General features: G+C 73.0%; 21 protein-coding genes. 13 read left to right on the top strand and 8 right to left on the bottom strand.

The genetic code is table 11. The features are described 5' to 3' along the window. From Q9S36_RS46100 to Q9S36_RS46090, 3 genes are all read left to right on the top strand, one after another. Positions 1-1,021, top strand: a 1,021-nt coding sequence (locus tag Q9S36_RS46100; RefSeq protein ID WP_311291486.1) for an AMP-binding protein, incomplete at its 5' end; no start/stop codon positions are given. Further along, positions 1,021-1,206 (top strand): hypothetical protein, encoded by a 186-nt coding sequence (locus tag Q9S36_RS46095; RefSeq protein WP_311291485.1) that lies wholly within the window; start codon positions 1,021-1,023, stop codon positions 1,204-1,206. The genes Q9S36_RS46100 and Q9S36_RS46095, both read left to right, overlap by 1 nt. 123 nt (positions 1,207-1,329) lie before the next feature. Further along, the gene (locus Q9S36_RS46090; RefSeq protein ID WP_311291484.1) at positions 1,330-2,355 is read left to right on the top strand and encodes a hypothetical protein; all 1,026 of its coding nucleotides are present in this window, start codon (positions 1,330-1,332) and stop codon (positions 2,353-2,355) included. A 55-nt stretch (positions 2,356-2,410) separates the two neighbouring features. On the opposite strand, the gene Q9S36_RS46085 is transcribed toward Q9S36_RS46090, so the two are convergent. Continuing rightward, positions 2,411-3,226: a DUF72 domain-containing protein gene (locus tag Q9S36_RS46085; protein WP_311291483.1), complete on the bottom strand. Its 816-nt coding sequence runs from the start codon at positions 3,224-3,226 to the stop codon at positions 2,411-2,413. Between the two features lie 111 nt (positions 3,227-3,337). Between Q9S36_RS46085 and purS the strand changes: the two genes are divergently transcribed. From purS to Q9S36_RS46070, 3 genes are read left to right on the top strand one after another with little or no spacing between them, the layout of a single operon-like run. Then, positions 3,338-3,622 (top strand): phosphoribosylformylglycinamidine synthase subunit PurS, encoded by a 285-nt coding sequence (purS, locus tag Q9S36_RS46080; protein WP_311291482.1) that lies wholly within the window; start codon positions 3,338-3,340, stop codon positions 3,620-3,622. Next, positions 3,619-4,287, top strand: coding sequence for a phosphoribosylformylglycinamidine synthase subunit PurQ (gene purQ, locus Q9S36_RS46075; RefSeq protein WP_311291481.1), 669 nt, complete (start codon positions 3,619-3,621; stop codon positions 4,285-4,287). Before purS ends, purQ begins: the two co-directional genes overlap by 4 nt. After that, positions 4,284-4,727, top strand: coding sequence for a DUF3817 domain-containing protein (locus Q9S36_RS46070; RefSeq protein ID WP_311291480.1), 444 nt, complete (start codon positions 4,284-4,286; stop codon positions 4,725-4,727). Before purQ ends, Q9S36_RS46070 begins: the two co-directional genes overlap by 4 nt. Before the next feature lie 99 nt (positions 4,728-4,826). Here the strand turns inward: Q9S36_RS46070 and Q9S36_RS46065 are convergent, their stop codons facing one another. The 3 genes from Q9S36_RS46065 to Q9S36_RS46055 form a co-directional block, all read right to left on the bottom strand. Then, on the bottom strand, positions 4,827-6,185 hold the full coding sequence (locus tag Q9S36_RS46065) for a glycoside hydrolase domain-containing protein (protein WP_311291479.1): 1,359 nt from the start codon (positions 6,183-6,185) through the stop codon (positions 4,827-4,829). Positions 6,186-6,294: 109 nt separating this feature from the next. Further along, entirely contained in the window at positions 6,295-6,711 is a 417-nt protein-coding gene (locus Q9S36_RS46060) for a hypothetical protein (protein WP_311291478.1), read from the bottom strand. Continuing rightward, positions 6,708-7,793, bottom strand: a complete 1,086-nt coding sequence (locus Q9S36_RS46055) for a hypothetical protein (protein ID WP_311291477.1) — start codon at positions 7,791-7,793, stop codon at positions 6,708-6,710. The genes Q9S36_RS46060 and Q9S36_RS46055 overlap by 4 nt, the downstream gene beginning before the upstream one ends. Positions 7,794-7,944: 151 nt before the next feature. Between Q9S36_RS46055 and Q9S36_RS46050 the strand changes: the two genes are divergently transcribed. Together Q9S36_RS46050 and Q9S36_RS46045 are read left to right on the top strand one after the other, a co-directional pair. Then, a complete protein-coding gene (locus Q9S36_RS46050) occupies positions 7,945-8,325 on the top strand; it encodes a hypothetical protein (protein WP_311291476.1) in 381 nt (126 codons plus the stop codon). Between the two features lie 2 nt (positions 8,326-8,327). After that, positions 8,328-9,497, top strand: a complete 1,170-nt coding sequence (locus Q9S36_RS46045; RefSeq protein ID WP_311291475.1) for a hypothetical protein — start codon at positions 8,328-8,330, stop codon at positions 9,495-9,497. Positions 9,498-9,522: 25 nt separating this feature from the next. On the opposite strand, the gene Q9S36_RS46040 is transcribed toward Q9S36_RS46045, so the two are convergent. Continuing rightward, positions 9,523-11,001 (bottom strand): MFS transporter, encoded by a 1,479-nt coding sequence (locus Q9S36_RS46040; protein WP_311291474.1) that lies wholly within the window; start codon positions 10,999-11,001, stop codon positions 9,523-9,525. Between the two features lie 119 nt (positions 11,002-11,120). Between Q9S36_RS46040 and Q9S36_RS46035 the strand changes: the two genes are divergently transcribed. After that, positions 11,121-11,669, top strand: coding sequence for a helix-turn-helix domain-containing protein (locus Q9S36_RS46035; protein WP_311291473.1), 549 nt, complete (start codon positions 11,121-11,123; stop codon positions 11,667-11,669). A gap of 29 nt (positions 11,670-11,698) precedes the next feature. Beyond that, positions 11,699-13,999, top strand: coding sequence for a phosphoribosylformylglycinamidine synthase subunit PurL (gene purL / locus Q9S36_RS46030; RefSeq protein WP_311291472.1), 2,301 nt, complete (start codon positions 11,699-11,701; stop codon positions 13,997-13,999). A gap of 264 nt (positions 14,000-14,263) precedes the next feature. On the opposite strand, the gene Q9S36_RS46025 is transcribed toward purL, so the two are convergent. Both Q9S36_RS46025 and Q9S36_RS46020 read right to left on the bottom strand, forming a co-directional pair. After that, positions 14,264-15,010 carry an ABC transporter permease gene (locus Q9S36_RS46025; protein WP_311291471.1) on the bottom strand — a complete coding sequence of 249 codons (747 nt, stop codon included), beginning with the start codon at positions 15,008-15,010 and terminating at the stop codon, positions 14,264-14,266. Then, complete coding sequence (locus Q9S36_RS46020) at positions 15,007-16,038, bottom strand: ATP-binding cassette domain-containing protein (RefSeq protein WP_311291470.1); 1,032 nt, start codon at positions 16,036-16,038, stop codon at positions 15,007-15,009. Before Q9S36_RS46020 ends, Q9S36_RS46025 begins: the two co-directional genes overlap by 4 nt. A 62-nt stretch (positions 16,039-16,100) precedes the next feature. On the opposite strand from Q9S36_RS46020, the gene Q9S36_RS46015 reads away from it, so the two are divergent. Continuing rightward, positions 16,101-17,057: a YafY family protein gene (locus Q9S36_RS46015; protein WP_311291469.1), complete on the top strand. Its 957-nt coding sequence runs from the start codon at positions 16,101-16,103 to the stop codon at positions 17,055-17,057. A gap of 53 nt (positions 17,058-17,110) precedes the next feature. On the opposite strand, the gene Q9S36_RS46010 is transcribed toward Q9S36_RS46015, so the two are convergent. Continuing rightward, positions 17,111-18,385, bottom strand: coding sequence for an MFS transporter (locus Q9S36_RS46010; protein WP_311291468.1), 1,275 nt, complete (start codon positions 18,383-18,385; stop codon positions 17,111-17,113). A gap of 68 nt (positions 18,386-18,453) precedes the next feature. On the opposite strand from Q9S36_RS46010, the gene Q9S36_RS46005 reads away from it, so the two are divergent. Beyond that, positions 18,454-19,026, top strand: coding sequence for a helix-turn-helix domain-containing protein (locus Q9S36_RS46005; RefSeq protein WP_311291467.1), 573 nt, complete (start codon positions 18,454-18,456; stop codon positions 19,024-19,026). Positions 19,027-19,072: 46 nt separating this feature from the next. Further along, entirely contained in the window at positions 19,073-19,903 is an 831-nt protein-coding gene (locus Q9S36_RS46000; RefSeq protein WP_311291466.1) for an alpha/beta hydrolase, read from the top strand. Positions 19,904-20,004 lie beyond the last annotated feature (101 nt).

Genomic DNA, 20,004 nt, shown 5'->3' with positions numbered 1-20,004 from the left:
CCAGCCCAAGGGCGCCGAGCTGATGCACCGCAACATGATCAGCAACGCGCTCGCCAGCGACGCGCTCTTCGGTGCCAACGCCGAGACGCCCGACATCCTGCTGTGCGTGCTGCCGCTGTTCCACTCCTTCGGGCAGACGGTGATCATGAACGCCGGCTTCGCCTTCGGCGGCACGGTCGTGCTGCTGCCCCGCTTCGAGGCCGGCCCCGCCCTGGCGCTGATGGACAAGGAGGGCGTCACCTTCTTCGCGGGCGTGCCGACGATGTACTGGGGGCTGCTCGGCGCGCTCGACGACTCCGGCGTCGACGTGAAGAAGCTGGCCGAGCAGATGCGCGTCGCCGTCGCGGGCGGCTCGGCGCTCCCCGTCGAGGTGCACAAGGAGTTCGAGCGGCGCTTCGGCGTCACCATCCTCGAGGGCTACGGCCTGTCCGAGACCTCACCCGTGGCGAGCTTCTCGGTGTGGGGCGAGCCGGTGCGCGTCGGCTCGATCGGCAAGCCGATCCCCGGGGTCGAGATGAAGCTGATCGACCCGGAGCCCGGGGTCCGGGAGGACGTCGAGGACGCGCCCGACGTCGTCGGGGAGATCGCGATCAAGGGCCCGAACATCATGAAGGGCTACTACGGCCGCCCCGACGCGACCGAGGAGGCGATCGTCGACGGGTGGTTCCGCTCCGGCGACCTGGGCCGCAAGGACGCCGACGGCTGGTACTACATCGTCGACCGGTCCAAGGACATGATCATCCGCGGCGGCTACAACGTGTACCCGCGCGAGGTCGAGGAGGTGCTCATGACGCACCCCGACGTCTCGCTCGCCGCCGTGATCGGCGTACCCCACGAGAGCCACGGCGAGGAGATCAAGGCCGTCGTGATCCGCCACGAGGGCGCCACGGTGACCGAGGACGAGCTGGTGGCGTGGGCCAAGGAGCAGATGGCGGGCTACAAGTACCCCCGCCTCGTCGAGTTCGTCGACGCCCTCCCGATGACCGCGACCGGCAAGATCCTCAAGCGGGAGCTGAGCTGATGCGGGCACTCCTCATCGCGCTCGGCGTGGTGATGGTGGCGACCGGCGGCGTCTGGACCGCGCAGGGGCTGGGCTACCTCGAGGGCAGCCCGATGACCGACCAGAGCATCTGGGCGATCCTCGGTCCCCTCGTCGCCGGGCTCGGGGTCGGGCTGGTGATCGTGGCGGCGCGCCGCCACGAGTGACGATGTGGGGAACCAACAGCATCGCCCTGCGCGCGATCGGGGTGCAGGTGGTTCCCCGGAGCGCGTCGTCCACAGGCGCAGGGCGACAGGAGTACGCCGGCCTCCCGCGGGCAGGAGCCGGACATGTCCGACTTCCACCCGTGCTGCCCGCCGCCGACCGGGCTGGTGCGTCCGGTCCGGGTGGATCCTGCCGGGCTCACCGGACCGACGCGGGGCGCCGCCGCCGGCCCGTCCTGGCGCCACAGCAGCCACGGCCTGGTGGTGCCGGCTGACGTCCCGCTGACTGTCGAGCAGCGCATCCTCGAGGCCGCGGTCCGGCTCCCGCCCGGCGCGATGGTCACGGGCTGGGCGGCACTCCGGCTCGCGGGTGCGGCGTGGTTCGACGGGCTCGCACCCGGCGGTCGCACGCCACAGCCCGTGCCGGTCCTGCTGCCCCACGCCTCACGCATCCGCGGGCCGGGTGTGCTGGTGGAGCGCACCCGCGGCGCGCTCCCGCCAGCGATCGGGAGGTACGGCATCCCGTGCGCGCCGGGCGAGGTCGCGCTCCTGCACGAGGCGCGCCGGGTCGGCTCGCCGCAACGGGCCGGCGTCATGGTCGACATGGCGCTCGCCGCCCGCGTGGTCGACCTCGACGCGCTCCGCGTCCTCGCGTCGCGGCGGCGGCAACCCGACGCCGTGGCGTACGCCCTCGAGCGGGCGTGCGGCGAATGCCGGTCGCCCAAGGAGTCGGAGATGCTGCAGGTCTGGGAGGGCGGGCTCGGCTTCCCGAGGCCCCTGATGAACCGGCAGGTGCTGGACCTCTCCGGGCGGGTGATCGCGGTGGTCGACCTGCTCGACGACGAGTCGGGCACCTGTGGGGAGTACAACGGCGCGGCGCACCGCAGTCGCGAGCGGCAGCGGCGTGACGAGGCGCGCGCCGACGCCCTGCGCGACGTGGGGCTGGAGCTCTTCGTCCTGGTGGCCGGTGACCCCGAGCGGGTGTGGCGGGAGCGCATGCATTCGGCGAGGCGGCGTGCGCGGTGGCTGCCGCCGGACCAGCGGCGTTGGCGGGTGGGAGCCTTCGTGCCTGCGCCGCCGCTGGTCGAGGACGACGAGGACCAGGCCGTGCTGGACGCGATGATGCTCGAGCACTACCGGTCACTGGGCTGAGTGGGGAACGAGGTGCAGCCCGCCGACCGCCTCCGACCTGCGGGTGGTTCCCCAGTCAGACGCCCAGCCGCTCCTGCAGCGCGAGGGCGTCGAAGGGGGCGTGCACCTTCGCGTCGTTGTCGAAGTAGACGAGGACGTCGAGGCCGGCCGCGTCCCAGCGGCGTACCTTCTCGGCCCAGTGGTCGAGGGCGGCGTCGGAGTAGCCGCTGGTGTAGAGCTCCTGGTCGCCGTGGAGCCGGACGTACGCCAGGTCGCTGGTGACCTCGTCGAACATCGGCCAGGTCCCGGCCGAGTCGGCGACCACCATCCCGATGTCGTGCGCGCGCAGCAGCTCGCAGAACTCCGGCGTGCGGAACGAGTCGTGGCGGACCTCGAGCACGTGGCGGATCGGCTGGTCCACCGGCGCCGCGGTGTCGGCCGGCTCCTTGAGCTTCGATGCGTCGTGGTGGGCCGCCGCGAACGCCGACGCGTCCGACGTACGTCGCGGGAGGAGGTCGAAGAACGCGGCCAGCCGGTCGGGGTGGAAGCCGAGGTTGGGCGGGAGCTGCCACAGCAGCGGGCCGAGCCTCGGCCCGAGGGAGAGCACGCCGGACGCGAGGAACGTGCCGAGCGGCGCCTCGACGTCGACCAGCTTCTTCATGTGGGTGATGAAGCGCGGTGCCTTGACGGCGAAGAGGAAGTCGTCGGGCACCTGCTCCGCCCACGACCGCCAGCTCGACGGCCGCTGGAGGGAGTAGAACGAGCCGTTGACCTCGATCGTGGTCAGGCGGGCGGCCGCGTGCTCGAGCTCGCGGCGCTGCGGGAGGCCGGTCGGGTAGAAGACGCCGCGCCAACCGGCGTACCGCCAGCCGGAGATGCCGACGCGGATCATGGCTCCGCGTACCCGAGCGAGTGTCCGCACATGCGTGCCCGGCGCGGGGTGCCGCACGGGACGTCACTAGAATCGGCCTCGCCCCCTCCAGCCTGTCCCCAGGAGCACTCCGTGGCCCGAGTCGTCGTCGACGTCATGCCCAAGCCCGAGATCCTCGACCCCCAGGGCAAGGCGGTGCTCGGTGCGCTGCCCCGCCTCGGGTTCGACCTCGTCACCGATGTCCGCCAGGGCAAGCGGTTCGAGCTGCAGGTCGAGGGCGAGATCACCGACGCGGTGCTCGCCGAGATCGAACAGGTCGCCGGCACGCTGCTGTCCAACCCGGTGATCGAGGACTACGAGGTCCACGTCGAGGAGCACTCGGTCGCCGAGGTCGCGCACGAGGCCGGCCGCTCGTGAAGGTCGGCGTCGTCACCTTCCCGGGCTCGCTCGACGACGTCGACGCGCGCCGTGCCGTGCGCATCGGCGGCAACGAGGCCGTCGCGCTCTGGCACGGTGACGAGGACCTGCGCGGCGTGGACGCGGTGATCCTGCCCGGCGGGTTCTCCTACGGCGACTACCTCCGCTGCGGCGCCATCTCGCGCTTCGCCCCCGTCATGACGTCGGTGGTCGAGGCCGCCGGCAAGGGGATGCCGGTGCTCGGCATCTGCAACGGCTTCCAGATCCTTTGTGAGTCGCACCTGCTGCCCGGCGCGCTGATCCGCAACGACCACCGCAAATTCGTCTGCCGCGACCAGCGGCTGCGCATCGAGCGCGTCGACACCGCGTGGACGTCGGCGTACGCCGCCGGGGACGAGCTCACCATCGTGCTCAAGAACGGCGAGGGCGGGTTCGTCGCCGACGAGGCGACGCTCGACCGGCTCGAGGGGGAGGGGCGCGTGGTCGCGCGCTACCTCGGCGACAACCCCAACGGGTCGCTGCGCGACATCGCCGGCATCTCCAACGAGCGCGGCAACGTCGTCGGCCTGATGCCGCACCCCGAGCACGCCGTCGAGGACCTCACCGGTCCCGGCACGGACGGCCTCGGGTTCTTCACCTCGCTCGTGGAGACCGCGTTCGCATGAGCCCGACCCGCCTCTACCGTCTCGTCGCGCGCGCCGAGGCCGTCACCTGGGCACTGCTGCTGACAGGCATGTTCCTCAAGTACGTCACCGAGACCACCGAGCTCGGCGTCCAGGTCTTCGGCATGGTGCACGGCGTCGTGTTCATCGCCTACTGCCTGACCACGGTGCTGCTGTGGATCGACCAGCGGTGGGCCGTCAGCCGGGTCGCGCTCGGCCTGCTGGCCGCGATTCCCCCGTTCGCGACGGTGCCCTTCGAGCGGTACGCCGAGCGCGCCGGGCTGCTCGGCGACACGTGGCGCCTGCGCACCGAGGCCCCGAACGGCGTCCTCGAGCGGGTCGCCGCCTGGCTCCTCCGCCGCCCCGCCCAGGGCCTCGTGGTCGGGCTCCTCGCCGTCGCCGGGCTCACCGGCGTCGCGCTGGTCGTCGGCCCGCCCGCCTGACGTCAGGTCTCGACTCGAGCGGCGACATGGCCGCCCGGCAGACCGCATTCCGCCGCTCGGGCGACCATATGGCCGCTCGAGTGGAGAAATGGACGGCGCTCACAGCCCGCGCTGGAGCTTGTTCCAGGTCTGGGTGGTGGCGACGCCGGAGACGGTGATCCGCAGGCGCGACTGGTAGGTGCGCAGGGCGGTCTCGGTCTTCGCGTCGAACACGCCGGTGGCGCGGAAGCGTCCCGCCCCGGCCGCGTTGAGCGCCCGCTGCAGCCGGTGGACCGCCTCGTCCGACGAGCCGCGCTTGACCGTCGTACGCGCCCCGGCGGCGAGCAGCGCGACCCAGTGCCGCTTCGCGAAGGTGTCGGAGGGAGTGAACTTCCGCGCCGCCTGCCAGGCGCGCGCCGCGGCGATCGTGGCGGCGTCGTAGGTGCCGTTGACCGGACCGGCGTAGGTGCCCTGCTCGGTCAGGAGGCACTGCAGCACCTTCACGCGCGTCGCCCTGGCGGAGGACGGGGTGAGCGTCGGGTACTTCCAGTAGCCGAGCCGGGTCCCGGGGCAGCGACCCTCCGCGACGGGCTGCGACCCCGCGCCGAGGTCGATGAAGTTGCTGTCGATGTTGATCGTGACGCCGCCCCAGGTCTCGTTGTGGCCGCCGCGGTACTGCTTCATCCGGCCGCCCGGGCGCCAGCCGTCCTCGGGGATGTACGTCGTCGAGGTGTTGGCGGCACCGTCCCAGCGGGCGATCCAGATCCGGTCGGGCAGCGCGAACTGGCCGGGCCGCTGGGTCCGGGCGTCGTCGAGCATCTTGATGCCGGAGCTGGCGCTGGAGTAGAACCCGGCGACGTAGCCGTGCTCCTTGATCCGCGTCACCCAGCTCGAGACGAACACCAGCGCGGACTCGCGGCAGGCAGTGTTCGTGAGGTCGAAGCCCTCGAGGTCGTACCAGATCGTGCTGCCCGCCCCGATGCCGTACGCCGTCGCGTCCGCGGCGTTCTTGTCGGCCTCGGCGGCACCCTGGGCGGCCGCCGTGGCGTAGCCCCCGGCCGGCTTGTTCGAGATCGTGAAGTCGTCCTGGTAGCGCGGGAAGCGCGGCTGGCACGAGGCCTGCGGGCCCAGCGCGATGGGCAGCAGCCGCCAGCCGCGGGCGACCTGGGCGGCGACCCAGGTCGGGCTGAGGTTCGGCTGCGACCGGCAGGCGCGGGAGTCGCCGGAGATGTAGATGCCGACCGCTGAGAACGGCGACTTCGCCCACCACCGGTCCATCGCCGACTGGGTCGGGGCGAGGCACTGGTCGAAGCCGTAGCCGGTGAAGTCACCCGGCGTGGCGAGGGCGACCTGGCGCTGGCTGGCGACCTTCGGCGCACCTCCGCCGGACGGCTCGGCCCCGGCCGGGGTGGACCCGACGAGCGGCGCGGCGAGCAGCAGCGCGAGGGCGGCGAGGAGCGTACGGGGAAGGCGACGCATGGGTGACTCCAGCAGGCGGGGAAGGGTGGGGCGGCGGCGAGGCGGAACAGCAGACAACCACACCAGTCACAGGCGTAACAGGCCTTCGAGGGAACTACAGGCGTGTAGTTCAGGTGCCGGAGTCGGGCACCTCGTCGAGGAGGAAGTTGCCCTTGGCCTCCTCCTCCTCGACCAGCTCCTCGAAGGCGAGCGCGATGTCCTCCTTGTGCTCCTCGAACATCCGGGTCAGGTGCCCCTGGAGCAGCGCGCCGTTGGGGGACTCGCCGGCGAAGACCTGCTCCCAGGTGTCCTCGCCGTCCTTGATCTTGCCCACCAGCATCTTCATGTCCTCGCCGAGCTCGCCGGACTCCGCCTGCTCCTCGAGCGCCTCGCGCTCCTCCTCGGTGAGCAGCGGGCGCGCGTTCAACTGCTCGACCGTCGCCCGGAGGTCGGCCAGGCTGGCCCCGAGGTCCTCGCGCGCCTCGGCGATCGCGGCCAGGATCTCGGCCTGGCTGCGGACCTCGGCGCCCCCGTCGGCCGCGCTCATGCCGGGACGGGGGCCACCGGTGCGGCCGGTGCGCGCTGGCCGATCGTCGGGGTGGAGACCGACCCGGGGTCGCGGATGACGCTGCTCGGCGCGCCGGTCGCGGTCGGCGCCGTCGGCGTCGAGACGGGCGCCGTGTCGCCGTCGAAGAAGTTCTTGACGGTCTCGATGAAGGACTTCACCTGCTTGAGGATGTTGATGAGCTTCATGATGGCCTTGTAGGCCTTCATCACCGCCTGGAAGGCCTGCCACACCGCCTGCACCACGCGCGCCCAGCCGACGCCGGGGATGCTCATCGTGGCGAGCGCAGAGGAGACGGTCTGGACGGCGGACTTCACGCACTGCACGACCGACAGCGCGGTCTGCCACGCGTCACGGCAGATCTGCACGATGTTCTGGCCCATCTGCACCAGCTGCCCGGCCTGGGTGTCGAGCGAGCCGACCCAGGTGCCGATCTGCTTGATCGCCGCGTCCGACGCGCCGCCCTGCCAGCTCTTCGAGATCGTCTCGCTGCCGCTCTGCAGGTTCGCGGCGACGCCCCTCATCGACGCGCCGAGGCTGCCGAACGACGACCCCTGCGACGACGCGCTCACCACGTCGCCGCCGATCTTCTCGGCGAGCTCCGCGCGGATGTCGAAGCCGGTGAGCATCCGGACCAGGTCGCACACGGTGTCGTAGGGGAAGCCGAAGCTGATCTGCGGCAGGCTCGTCTCGGTCGGCCCGGCCCGCCGGATGGTGGTGTCGGCGACGTCGAAGAAGGCGCTCGACCCGTCGCGCCCGTCGACGCCGGCGGCGCGGTGGCGGCGTACGACGCCGTCCTCGGTGAGCGTGAAGTCGCGCGCCGTGGCCCGCAGCGCCTCCGCGTGGTCGCCCATGCCGGTGCCGTTGTCGGTCAGCGACTGGTGCACCGACGGGAGGAGGGCGTTGTAGGCGCCCATCATCGTCTCGAGGATCGGCCCGAAGTCAGTCTGGACGAGGCTGTGGCCGCCGTTGCGGGCGATGCCGGTCAGGTCGTCGCTCGCGCGCTGGACCTGGGCGGACCAGGCGTCGAGCTCCGAGAGGTCGACGGTCATCACGGCGTTCATGCGCGTCTCCAGGGGGCCGAGGGGAGGAGGTCGTGGTGTGCTGGCTCACGTTCCCCGCCGACCGGCCGGCGAAACCAACGCGCGGCATTTGTTTGCCCACAGGTTCGGACGAGGCGTGTTTGGGCCTGCGGGCGGCGGGTATCCCGCAGAGGTGAGCGAGAGCGGCAAGCGGGCCCTGATGCAGGTCGACCCCACGAGGCTGGTCGAGCTCGCCGCGACCTCCGAGGCCGTCCTGGCGAGCATGGCGCAGGACTGGTCCACGGCCCTCGACGACCTCGCGGCCGCGTGCTCCGGGCTCGGCGACGCCGCCGGGACGCGCAACGTCGCCTCGTCGTACGCCGACTCGCTCACCGACGCGGGCGAGGTGGTCGCCGCGCTCACCCAGGCGCTCGGCCTTGGTGTCGACGGCCTGCTCGATGCCGCGCACGACGCGGTCAGCGCCGACGACACGGTCGCCTCCGAGCTCGACCGCGCGGCCCACCGGATGGGCGAGGGCGGCTTCGGCCGGATGCCCGGGCACGGGGGGCGCTGACCGTGCCGGCCAACCTCTGGGAGCTGCGCTCCGACGTGGCACCGCTCGAGGTGGCGGCCGTGCGGTGGGGCGAGGTCGCGATGCTCATGACCCGCCGCGGGGACGAGATCGTCGACGCCGCGCTGCGCGCGACCGAGGGCTGGGACGCCGCGGCCGCGGAGAGCTACGACCGGTTTCGCCGTCAGGTCCTCGCCAACCTCGACCGGTTCACCACGCTCGCGACCCAGGTCGCCGCGTCGCTGCAGGCGGTCGGCAGCATGATCACCTCGACCCAGAAGGAGCTCGATCAGGCCTGGACCACGGTCGCCGCGATCCCCCACGAGGTGGTGGGCGAGTCCCGCCACCTCGTGTTCAAGCCCGAGGCCGACGAGGACCGGGCCACGGTCGCCGCCGCCGAGCAGGAGGCCGAGGAGATCCGGCGACGGCTCACGCTCGCGCTCGACCAGGAGAGCACGCGGCTGCGCTCGGCGCGCGCGGAGTTCGTCCTGGTCCGCACCGAGCTGGCCACCCTGACCGGCGGCACGTTCGCGCGCGGCCTGGAGATCGGCCAGGAGGAGTCGGGGGTGGGCACCGTCCCGGTGCCCAGCACGTCGGTCCTGGGCTCGGCCCAGGGCGGTGCCGGCGTCGGCGCGGGTGGCGCCGGGCTGCCGCCGATCGCGCCCATCTCGGTCAGCATGCCGTCCCTGACCGGCATCTCTGCGGCGGGGCTGGCCCCGATCATCGCCACCGCCGCCGGGGGAGCCCCGGGCCTGCGCGGTGCGCGCCGGCAGTCCGCGAGCGGCGTCCCGCCCATCGGCGGCATGGCGGGTGGCATGGCCGCCCGTGCCGGCACCATGTCGCGCGGCATGGCGAGCGGGCGCAGCGGCCCGCAGCGGTTGACGACCCCCCGCCTCCAGGGCCAGGGCGAGGACGACGACACCCGCGCCGCCCGCGACCGGCAGGCCGCACGGCTGGCCGCCAAGGACGCCAAGCGCGCCGCGCTGGAGGAGAAGCGCGCCGAGAGGGCGGCGCGCCGCGCCGAGCGCCAGGCGGAGAAGCAGGAGCGCGAACGGCTCGCGGAGGCGGAGGTCGAGGCGGACGAGACCGGCGACCAGAGCGAGGCGGACCCGTCGGCGTACGACGACGCCCCCGCCGCCGACCAGGGGGCCGACGACAGGGGCGCGGGTCGCTGATCCCGGCTGAGCGGGCGCGGGCGGGTCAGGCCGCCTCGGCGACCGCCTCGGGCTCGGGGTCGAGCACCGCCGGCTCCACGTCGGTCCGCGGGGTGCGCAGGACCGCGGTGGCGACCAGCAGCGCGAGGGCGGCGAAGCCCGCCGAGGTGAGGAAGGCGGCCTGCAGCCCCGGCACGAACTGCCCGGGCACGGCCCCGGCGGCGTACACCGAGACGATCACCGCGACGCCGACGGCGCTGCCGAGCTGCTGCGTGGTCTGCAGCAGGCCCGACGCCGAGCCGGCGTGCTCGAGCTCGACGCCCGCGAGCACGGTGACCGTGATCGGCATGAACACCAGGCCGGTCGCCAGGCCGGCGATCAGCATCGGCCCGAACACGGCGCCGAGGTAGGTGCCGGACGCGTCCGCGGCGCTGAGCCAGGCGTACCCGACGGTGAGGGCGGCCGTGCCGGCCATCAGCATCGCGCGCGGCCCGACCTGCGCGATCAGCCACGGGGTGAACCGGGACATCGCGAAGATGCCGAGGCTGAAGGGCAGGAACGCGACGCCGGACATCAGTGGCCCGTAGCCGAGCACCACCTGGACGTACTGGACGACCAGGAAGAACATCGACAGGTTGGCGCCGATGACCAGCGCCATCGCGGCGAGCGCGCCGGCACGGCGGCGGCTGCGGACGAGGTGCGGCTGCACCATCGGGTGCGGGTGCCGGGTCTCGGTCCGGGCGAGCAGGAGCAGCAGCGCCGCGCCGACGACGAAGCCGCCGACGGTGCGCGCGGAGCCCCAGCCGTGCTCCGGGGCCCCGATGAGCGCCCAGACGAGCGAGACGGCGCCGATCGTGGCGCTCGCGGCGCCGACCAGGTCGAAGCGGCCGGGGCGGCGCGGGGTCTCGTCGACGAAGCGGCCGACCAGCAGCAGCACGGCGAGGCCGAGCGGCACGTTGATGAACAGCGTCCAGCGCCAGGAGCCGACGTCGGTCAGCAGGCCCCCGAGGAGGAGCCCGATGGAGGCGCCTCCCGAGGAGACGGCGCCGAAGAGGGCGAAGGCCCGGTTGCGGGCGGCGTCGTCGGGCGCGCTCGTGGTGAGCAGGGCCAGGACGCTGGGTGCGGCGAGCGCGGCGCCGACGCCCTGGAGGGCGCGGGTCGCGACGAGCTGGCCCGGCGTCTGGGCCAGGCCGCCGAGCGCGGAGGCCACGGTGAACACGGCCAGGCCGAGCTCGAAGGCCCGGCGGCGGCCGAAGACGTCGCCCAGGCGGCCGCCGAGGAGCAGCAGCCCGCCGAAGGCGAGGGTGTAGGCGTTGAGCACCCACGACAGCGACGCGGGGCCGAAGCCCAGGTCGGCGTCGATGCGCGGGAGCGCGACGTTCACGACGGTCGCGTCGAGCACGATCATCAGCTGGGCGACCAGCACGATCGCGATGCCGGCGGCTGCGCGGCCGGCCTGCGGCGGCAGCTCCGTGGGGAGCTCTCGCGAGGACCCCCGCGGGCGCAGGGAGGTGGTGGATGACATGAGGTGCGGTCCTGTTCTGGCCTCGTTGGCCGAGGTACAGTAGATCCGGAGGATGACTCCGCTTCCTCCACGACAATACGGAGACTGTCTCCGTTTAGCAAGCCCGAGGTGAGAATTCCGTGCGTGCCGACGCCAAGCGCAACCGCGACCGGATCGTGGAGGTCGCTCGCCAGGTGTTCCGCGAGCAGGGGTACGACGCCTCGCTCGACCTCATCGCCAAGCAGGCCGGCGTCGGGCCCGGCACCCTCTACCGGCACTTCCCGAGCCGCGACGACCTCATCGACGCCGTGATGCAGGCGTGGGTCGACCACGTCGAGGAGACGGCCGACAAGGCGCTGGCCCACGAGGGCGCTCCGCGCGACGTGCTGCTCAACTGGTTCGAGGAGTACGTCCGGCTGATCAGCGTGCACAAGGGCGGGCCCGCCAAGATCACCGGCGCCATGGGCGACGAGGCGTCGCCGATCCGCACGAAGTGCGAGGTGCTGCAGTCGGCCAGCGGCCGGGTGCTCGACCAGCTGCGGTCGGAGCACGCCGTACGCGAGGACGTCACGCCCCTGCAGGTGGCCCGCCTCGTCGGCGGCGTCGCGACCGTCGCCGACCAGTCCGACCTCGACGCCGCGGCCGTCCGCCCGATGCTGGAGGTCCTCGCCGACGGACTGATGACGTAGGCCGCGTCGCCCGCCGGTAGATTGGCGCCGTGCCCGACACGAGCGCCCAGCAGTCCCTGACCACGTCCGGCGCGACCGGCACCCTCGACACGGTGGCCCAGGCGTCCGCCGATGCCGAGCGCGAGCAGCCGTGGGCCGAGCTCGGCCTCAAGGCCGACGAGTACGCCCGGATCCGCGAGATCCTCGGCCGCCGCCCCACCAGCTCGGAGCTGGCGATGTACTCGGTCATGTGGAGCGAGCACTGCTCCTACAAGTCGACCAAGGTGCACCTCAAGCAGTTCGGCGAGATCCCGCAGGAGACCCCGGTGGGGAAGATGCTCGCCGGCATCGGGGAGAACGCCGGCGTCATCGACATCGGCCAGGGCTACGCCGTGACCTTCAAGGTCGAGAGCCACAACCACCCGTCGTTCGTCGAGCCCTACCAGGGCGCGGCCACCGGCGTCGGCGGCATCGTGCGCGACATCCTCGCGATGGGCGCGCGACCGGTCGCGGTCATGGACCCGCTCCGGTTCGGCCCGCTCGACGCCCCCGACACCGCGCGCGTGCTGCCCGGGATCGTGGCCGGCGTCGGCGGCTACGGCAACTGCCTCGGCCTGCCCAACATCGGCGGGGAGGCGGTCTTCGACGCGACCTACGCCGGCAACCCGCTCGTCAACGCGCTGTGCGTCGGCGTGCTCCGCCACGAGGACCTCCACCTCGCCAAGGCGTCCGGCGTCGGCAACCAGGTCGTGCTGTACGGCGCCCGCACCGGCGGCGACGGCATCGGCGGGGTGTCCGTGCTGGCGAGCGAGACCTTCGACGAGACCGGTCCGGCCAAGCGCCCGAGCGTCCAGGTGGGCGACCCCTTCATGGAGAAGCTGCTCATCGAGTGCACGCTCGAGCTCTTCGCCGCCGGCGTGATCGCCGGCATCCAGGACCTCGGCGGCGCCGGGCTCTCGTGCGCCACGTCCGAGTTGGCCTCCGCCGGCGACGGCGGCATGCACGTCGAGCTCGACCGGGTCCCGCTGCGCGACTCCACGCTCGCGCCGGAGGAGATCCTCATGAGCGAGTCGCAGGAGCGGATGATGGCCGTCGTCGAGCCCGGCGACGTCGACGCCTTCATGGCGATCTGCGCGAAGTGGGACGTCGAGGCCGTGGTGGTCGGCGAGGTCACCGACACCGGCCGGCTGCACATCGACTGGCACGGCGAGCGCGTCGTCGACGTACCCCCGCGATCGGTGGCGCACGACGGCCCGACCTACCAGCGCCCCTACGCCCGACCCGACTGGCAGGACGCGCTGCAGGCCGACGACGCCTCGCGCCTGGCGCGTCCGGCGGCGGGCGAGGAGCTGCGCGACACCCTGCTCCGCCTCGTCGCGTCGCCCAACCTGGCCGACAAGTCGTGGATCACCGACCAGTACGACCGCTACGTCCAGGGCAACACCGTCCTCGCCCAGCCGTCCGACTCCGGCATGGTCCGCGTCGACGCCGAGACCAACCTCGGCGTCTCGGTCTCGACCGACTGCAACGGCCGCTTCGCCAAGCTCGACCCCTACGCCGGAGCGCAGCTCGCGCTGGCCGAGTCGTTCCGCAACGTCGCGACCGGTGGCGCGCGGCCGCTCGCGGTCTCGGACTGCCTCAACTTCGGCTCGCCCGAGGACCCCGACGTGATGTGGCAGTTCGCCGAGGCGTGCCGCGGCCTCAAGGACGCCTGCCTCGAGCTCGGCATCCCCGTGACCGGCGGCAACGTCAGCCTCTACAACCAGACCGGCGAGACCGCGATCCTGCCGACGCCGGTGGTCGCCGTGCTCGGCGTCATCGACGACGTCACCCGCCGTACGCCGACCGGGTTCAGCGCCGCCGGCGAGCGGGTGTTCCTGCTCGGCGAGACCCGCGACGAGCTCTCCGGGTCGGAGTGGGCGCACGTCGTGCACGGGCACCTCGGCGGGCTGCCCCCGCGCCTGGACCTCGCCGCCGAGCAGTCGCTGGCCTCGCTGCTGCAGGACGCCGCGCGCGACGGCGTGGTGACCAGCGCCCACGACCTGTCCGAGGGCGGCCTGGCCCAGGCGCTCGCCGAGTCGGCCTTCCACCGGGGCATCGGCGTCTCGGTCGCGCTGCCGGGCGACCCCTTCGTCGCCCTCTTCTCCGAGTCGACGGCGCGAGCCGTCGTGACGACGACCGACGAGCAGGCCGATGCGCTGGTCGCGCTCGCCGAGCGCCACGGCGTACCCCTCACGCCCCTCGGGCGCACCGGGGGCGACACGATCTCGGTCGAGGGCGCCTTCGAGCTCCCCGTCGCCGAGGCGAAGGCCGCCTGGCAGGCGACCCTGCCGGCCGTCCTCGGCTCCTGATCCTGGGTCCTCCGTCGCGCTGGCGTCGCTGGAGTCCCCGGATGTCCGGGGACTCCCGCCACACCGTGGAAGATCCGAGCCACCCCGTGACTCGGACCTTCCACGATCACGCTGTCCGTGCAGGCTCGGGCCCGTGCGTGCGACCATCGCGGCCCTGGTCCTCTCACCTGACCCTCCCACCGGCTATCTAGGGACGTTCCGGTAGGCGATCCGACGGATCCACCTACCGGAACGTCCCTAGGTATCCCGGGGTACGAACGCCCGTCAGCTCGAGCGGCGCATCGCCCGGACCCCGACCCAGAGCCCGAGGGCGGCGACGACCCCGGCGCCGGCGACGCCCTGGGTGACCACGTCGACCGGGAAGGTGCCGGCGAAGAGTGCGCGCACCGCGTCGACGACGTACGTCATCGGGTTGAGCGCGGACACCACCTCGAGCCACCGCGGGGCCCCCTCCATCGGCAGCAGCACGCCGGCGGTGAGCAGGGCCGGGAACAGCAGCGTCTGCTGCACGGTCCAGAACATCCAGTCCTCGCCCTTCGACGCCAGCGCCAGCGCGAACGACAGCGCGCCGACGCCGATGCTGAAGAGGGAGAGCACCGCCGCGGCGGCCAGGACGCCGCCGAGGTGCAGGTCGAAGCTGAACGGGGTCACCACCGCGACGATGATCGCGACCTGCATCAGCATCGGCACGACCTCCTTGAGCGCGCGGCCGACGAGCAGCGCCGGGCGGCCGAGCGGGGAGACCAGCTGGCGCTCGTGCGAGCCCGACTGCATCTCCTCCATGAGGTTCGAGCCGGTGAACGACGCGCCCATCAGGGCGGTCATCGCCACGATCCCGGGCACGAACCACTGCAGGGCGGACCCCGACGCCATCTCCGGCAGCAGCGGGGCGAACAGCCCGAGGAAGACCAGCGGCTGGATCATCGCGAACACGACGGCCATCGGCTCGCGCCAGACCGGCTTCAGCTCGCGGTTCATCACGTTCAGGGTGTCGTTGACGAAGGTGCTCATGCTGCGACCTCGCTCTCGGTGGGGGCGGACGTGGCGTCCGCGTCTGAGGTGGTGGACCGGGTCTCGCGCAGGCTGCGACCGGTGAGGTCGAGGAAGACGTCGTCGAGGGTGGGTCGGGCCACCTCGACCCGCGACGGTGGTACGCCGTCGGCGGCCAGGTCGGCGAGCAGCTCACCGACCATCGCGGAGCCGTCCTTGACCCGCAGGTCGACGGACCCGTCGACGACCTCGACGCGCGAGTCGGGGACCCGCTCGACGCGCGCCGCGGCCCGCGCGGCGTGCGCCGCGTCGGCGTACCCGAGCCGGACGAGATCGCCCAGCCCGCTCTTGAGCCGGGCCGCCGTGTCGTCCGCGATCACGCGGCCGTGGTCGACGACGATCACCCGGCCGGCGAGGGCGTCGGCCTCCTCGAGGTAGTGGGTGGTGAGCACCACCGTGCTGCCGCTCTCGGCGTGTAGTCGCTGGATCAGGCCCTGGAGGTTCGCGCGGTTCTGGGGATCGAGGCCGGTCGACGGCTCGTCGAGGAAGAGCACGCGGGGCAGGTGCACGAGGCCCATGGCGATGTCGAGCCGCCGGCGCTGGCCGCCGGAGAGCGAGGAGACCTTGCGGTCGGCGACCGCGGCGAGGTCGAGGTCCTCGACGAGCTCCGCCGCGCGCCGCTGGGCCTCGGCGCGGGAGAGGCCGTGGGCCCGGCCCTGGCTGACCAGCTCGTCGCGACCGAGCTGTCGGTGGCCCGCGCCGTTGCCCTGCCCGACGAACCCGATGGCCCGTCGTACGTCGCGCTGGCCGGTCACCACGTCGTGGCCCGCGACGCTCGCGGTGCCGGACGTGGGCGGGATGAGGGTCGTGAGCATCCGCAGGGTGGTCGACTTCCCCGCGCCGTTTGGCCCGAGGAAGGCGACCAGCTCGCCCTGCCCGATCTCGAGGTCGAGGCCCTTCACGGCCTCGACGGTCTGCTTGAGCGAGGTGAAGTGGCGGGTGAGGCCACGGGTCACGATCGCCGGTCCTGTGTGGTGGGTGTGGGTCATGACAACGACGCTAGGAGCGCATGCGGTCAGTTCCTGACCGCATTCGGAATATTCTTGACGGCATGAGCACGAGTGAGCGGATGCTGCGGCTGCTGTCGCTGCTCCAGACCCATCGCTACTGGCCCGGTCCGGAGCTGTCCGAGCGGCTCGAGGTGAGCCCGCGGACGCTGCGCCGCGACGTCGACCGGCTGCGCGACCTCGGCTACACCGTGGACGCGGTGCGTGGCGCCGCCGGCGGCTACCAGCTGCGCGCCGGCGGGTCGCTGCCGCCGCTGCTCCTCGAGGACGAGGAGGCCGTCGCGGTCGCCGTCGGCCTGCGGACCGCCGCCGCCGGTGCGGTCGCCGGCATGGACGACTGGTCGGTCCAGGCGCTCTCCAAGGTGCTCTCGCTGATGCCGCCGCGGCTCCGGCGGCAGATGGACGCCGTCGCCAGCCAGACCGACGCGCCCGGTCCGTGGGAGGGCGCGCCGGTCTTCGACGCCGCCGTCCTCACCACGCTCGCGCAGGCCTGCCGCGACAGCGAGCTGCTGCGCTTCGACTACACCGCTCGCGAGGGTGAGGCGTCCCACCGCCGCGTCGAGCCGCTGCGGCTCGTCTCCCTCGGGCGCCGGTGGTACCTCGTGGCCTGGGACCGCGACCGGACAGACTGGCGCAGCTTCCGGCTCGACCGGATCTCGGCGCCGGAGCCCACCGGCCAGCGCTTCCGGGCGCGGGACCTCCCGGCGGACGACGCCCTCGCCTTCGTCCGGCAGGGCATCCGGCGGATGCCCCAGCGGTACGCCGTACGGGTCCGGGTGGGCATGCCGGCCGAGGACCTCGCCGAGCAGGTCGGTCGCTGGGGCACCGTCACGCCCGACGGTGCGGGCTGCGTCCTGGAGATGAACGTCGACGACCTGGCGTGGCCGGTCATGGTGCTGGCCGGCTCGGGCGCCGACTTCGACGTCGAGTCCCCGCAGGAGCTGGCGGACCGGGTCGCCGAGGTCGGGTCGCGGTTCTCGCGCTCGGCCGTGCCGGGGTAGTCCAGTGGCGAGTGGTCGCCGCGAGCCCCTCCCGACGACGGCTCGTCACTGGACTACCCCGCCCGGACCGCCCCATGCGCCGCCAGGTCCCGGGCAGGACCCGCCTCCTCGACCACCCACTCCGACGGCCGGGGCACCGAGCGGATCGAGCGGCTCGCGGTGAGCAGGACCGCGAGCAGCGCGGAGGCGACGACCAGGGCGGTGATGGCCACGGTGCCGCCCTGGTGCTCCAGCAGCCACCCGCCGAGCAGGGGCGCCAGTGGCATCACCGACATCGAGACGAACTGGCTGGTGGAGCCGACGCGGCCCTGGAGGTGGTCGGGGGTGACCGCCATCCGGTAGGAGCTGATGCCCGCGTTGCCGACGGGGTTGAGCACCAGCAGCGAGAAGGTGCACGCACAGGCGGTCCACACGCTGTCCGAGACCGCGAGCGGCACCAGCGGCAGGCAGCACGCCCAGCCGATGAGCACGGTCAGCCGGCCGGTCGGCAGGCGGTGGATCAGGCTCGGCGCGATCGCTGCCCCGAGGAGGCCCCCGAGGCCCGCGGCGGTCGACACGAGGCCGATCTGCGCGGCAGGCACGCCCTCGGAGACCATCCGCAGGACGACCACGAAGAAGATCGCGTTGGTGACGAGGTTGGTCAGCGACGCCCAGGCCATCAACGTGCGGAAGAACGGCCGCGCCCACATGAAGCGGAAGCCCTCGGCGAGCTGCTGGCGCAGGGGCTCGCGGCGGCGGTGCGGCGCGGACAGGTCGGTCCGGACCCGGCTCACCGTCACGCAGGCGACGGCGTACGACAGCGCGTCGACCGCGAACGGCAGCCAGCGGGTGACGGCGTACAGCAGGCCGCCGAGCGGGCCACCGAGCAGCGAGGCGACGTGCTGGCGCGCCTGGTTCTGGCTGAGCGCGGTGGGCAGGTCCTCGGTCGCGACCACCGAGCGGATCGCGGACACCTGGGCCGGGTTGAAGGCGCCCGCCGCGACGCCGCTGACGAGCGCGACGACGACGAGGTGCGGCAGCGTGAGGGCGCCGAGCGCGCCGGCGAGCGCGAGCGAGGCGTACGCCAGGCAGCCGGTGGCGCTCGACACAAGCATGATCCGCCTGCGGTCGACGCGGTCGGCGAGCACGCCTGCCGGCAGGAGCGTCGCGCACAGCCCGCCGAGGTACGCCGCCTCCACGAGCGCCGCGGTGAGGGCCGAGCCGCTGAGCGCGTAGGCGATGAGCGGGAAGACGAACATCGACAGGGCACTGCCGAGCTCGCTGACGGTGTCGCCGATCCAGAGCACCGTGAAGTCGCGGTTGCGGGAGAGCTGTCGGTAGCCGGGCACATGCGCACCATATGGTGCGCACGTAACCTTGCGCAATAGTGCGTGCGCAATTCGGTAGGATGAACCGCATGGTGCAGCCGAAGCCGTTGAGCGACCCCCGCGTCCTGCGCGCGATCGCGCACCCGGTGCGTACGCGCATCCTCGACGAGATGTCGGCGAGCGGTCCGGTGCGCGCCGCCGACATCGCCCACGCCCTCGGCATCCCGGCCAACCAGGCCAGCTTCCACCTCCGCCAGCTCGCGAAGTACGGCCTGGTAGAGGAGGCCCCGGAGGAGGCGCGCGACAGGCGCGACCGGGTGTGGCGGGTGACCTCCGCGGAGGGCTTCAGCGTCAACCTCAGCGAGCTCGCGGAGGCCCCCGGTGGCCGCGCCGCCGTGGAGGTGTTCCGCGCGAGCAAGACGGCCTCGCTCCACGAGGTGGTCGACCGTGCGTTCGCCATGGGCGGGAAGGACGGGCGCGGGGTCCACGCGGTCTCCGACCACGCGATCAGGCTCACCGACGAGGAGGCCCACGAGCTGCGCGCCGAGATGGACGCCGTCGTCGAGGCCTGGGCCGAGCGCACCCGCGGGCGCGACCCGGGACGACGCACCTACCAAGTCGTGCAGATCGTGCAGCCGCGCGCAGACGGGCCCGGGGAGTGACGGGCCGGCGGCCGAGCGATCCACCGATCGGCTCCGAACCTCAGGCATGCGCCGTCGTACGCTTCTCGCCCTGCCCGTGCTCGGGCTGGCCGTCCCCGTCCTGCTGAGTGCCTGTTCCGAGGAGTCGCCCGTGCCCACCGACGAGCCCGGACCCGCCGTCCCGGAAGGCGCCGAGCGCATCGGCTACGGCGAGGACCCGTCGCAGTTCGTCGAGCTCCACCGTCCCCGGGGAGCATCCCGGGGTGCCGTGGTCGTCATCCACGGCGGCTTCTGGAAGTCCGCCTACGACCTCACCCTCGGCCAGCCCCTGGCCCGCGCGCTGGCCGACCAGGGCTGGACGGCGTGGAACATCGAGTACCGCCGGGTCGGCAACGGCGGCGGCACTCCCGAGACGTTCGACGACGTAGCGGCGGCCATCGACGCGCTCGCCGACGTCGAGGACCTCGACCTCGCGACGGTCGTCACCCTCGGCCACTCCGCCGGCGGCCACCTCGCTGTCTGGGCGGCCGGGCGCGAGGAGCCGCGCGTGCGCGTCACCCACGCGATCTCCCAGGCTGGCGTTCTCGACCTCGTCATGTCCGAGCGGATGGGCCTGGGTGGCGGCGCGGCCGCGGCCCTGCTCGGGCACGTTCCCGGTCCCGACGACGCCCGGTGGGACCCGCACCAGCAGATCCCGCTCGACGTACCCGTGTGGTGCGTGCACGGGGTCGACGACGAGGTCGTCCCGCTCGGCCAGTCCGAGGGGTACGTCGTCGACGCCCAGGCCGCCGGCGCGACCGCGGAGGTCATCCGCGTGGCCGGCGACCACTTCGTCGTCATCGACCCGGACTCGCCCGCCTGGCAGGCCCAGCTGGCGATCCTCGACTCGATCGCCTGAGCATCAGGAAGGCAGTTCGCGCTCCGCAGCGGCCGTCCCACGCTCGCGTCAGCCGCGACCTGGCGCGAACTGCCTTCATGATGTCCGTCTAGCCTCAGTAC

The sequence above is a fragment of the Microbacterium sp. ARD31 genome (genome assembly GCF_031844425.1).
Note: the sequence above shows the minus strand (reverse complement) of the source record. Positions and strands in the feature narration are given on the sequence as shown.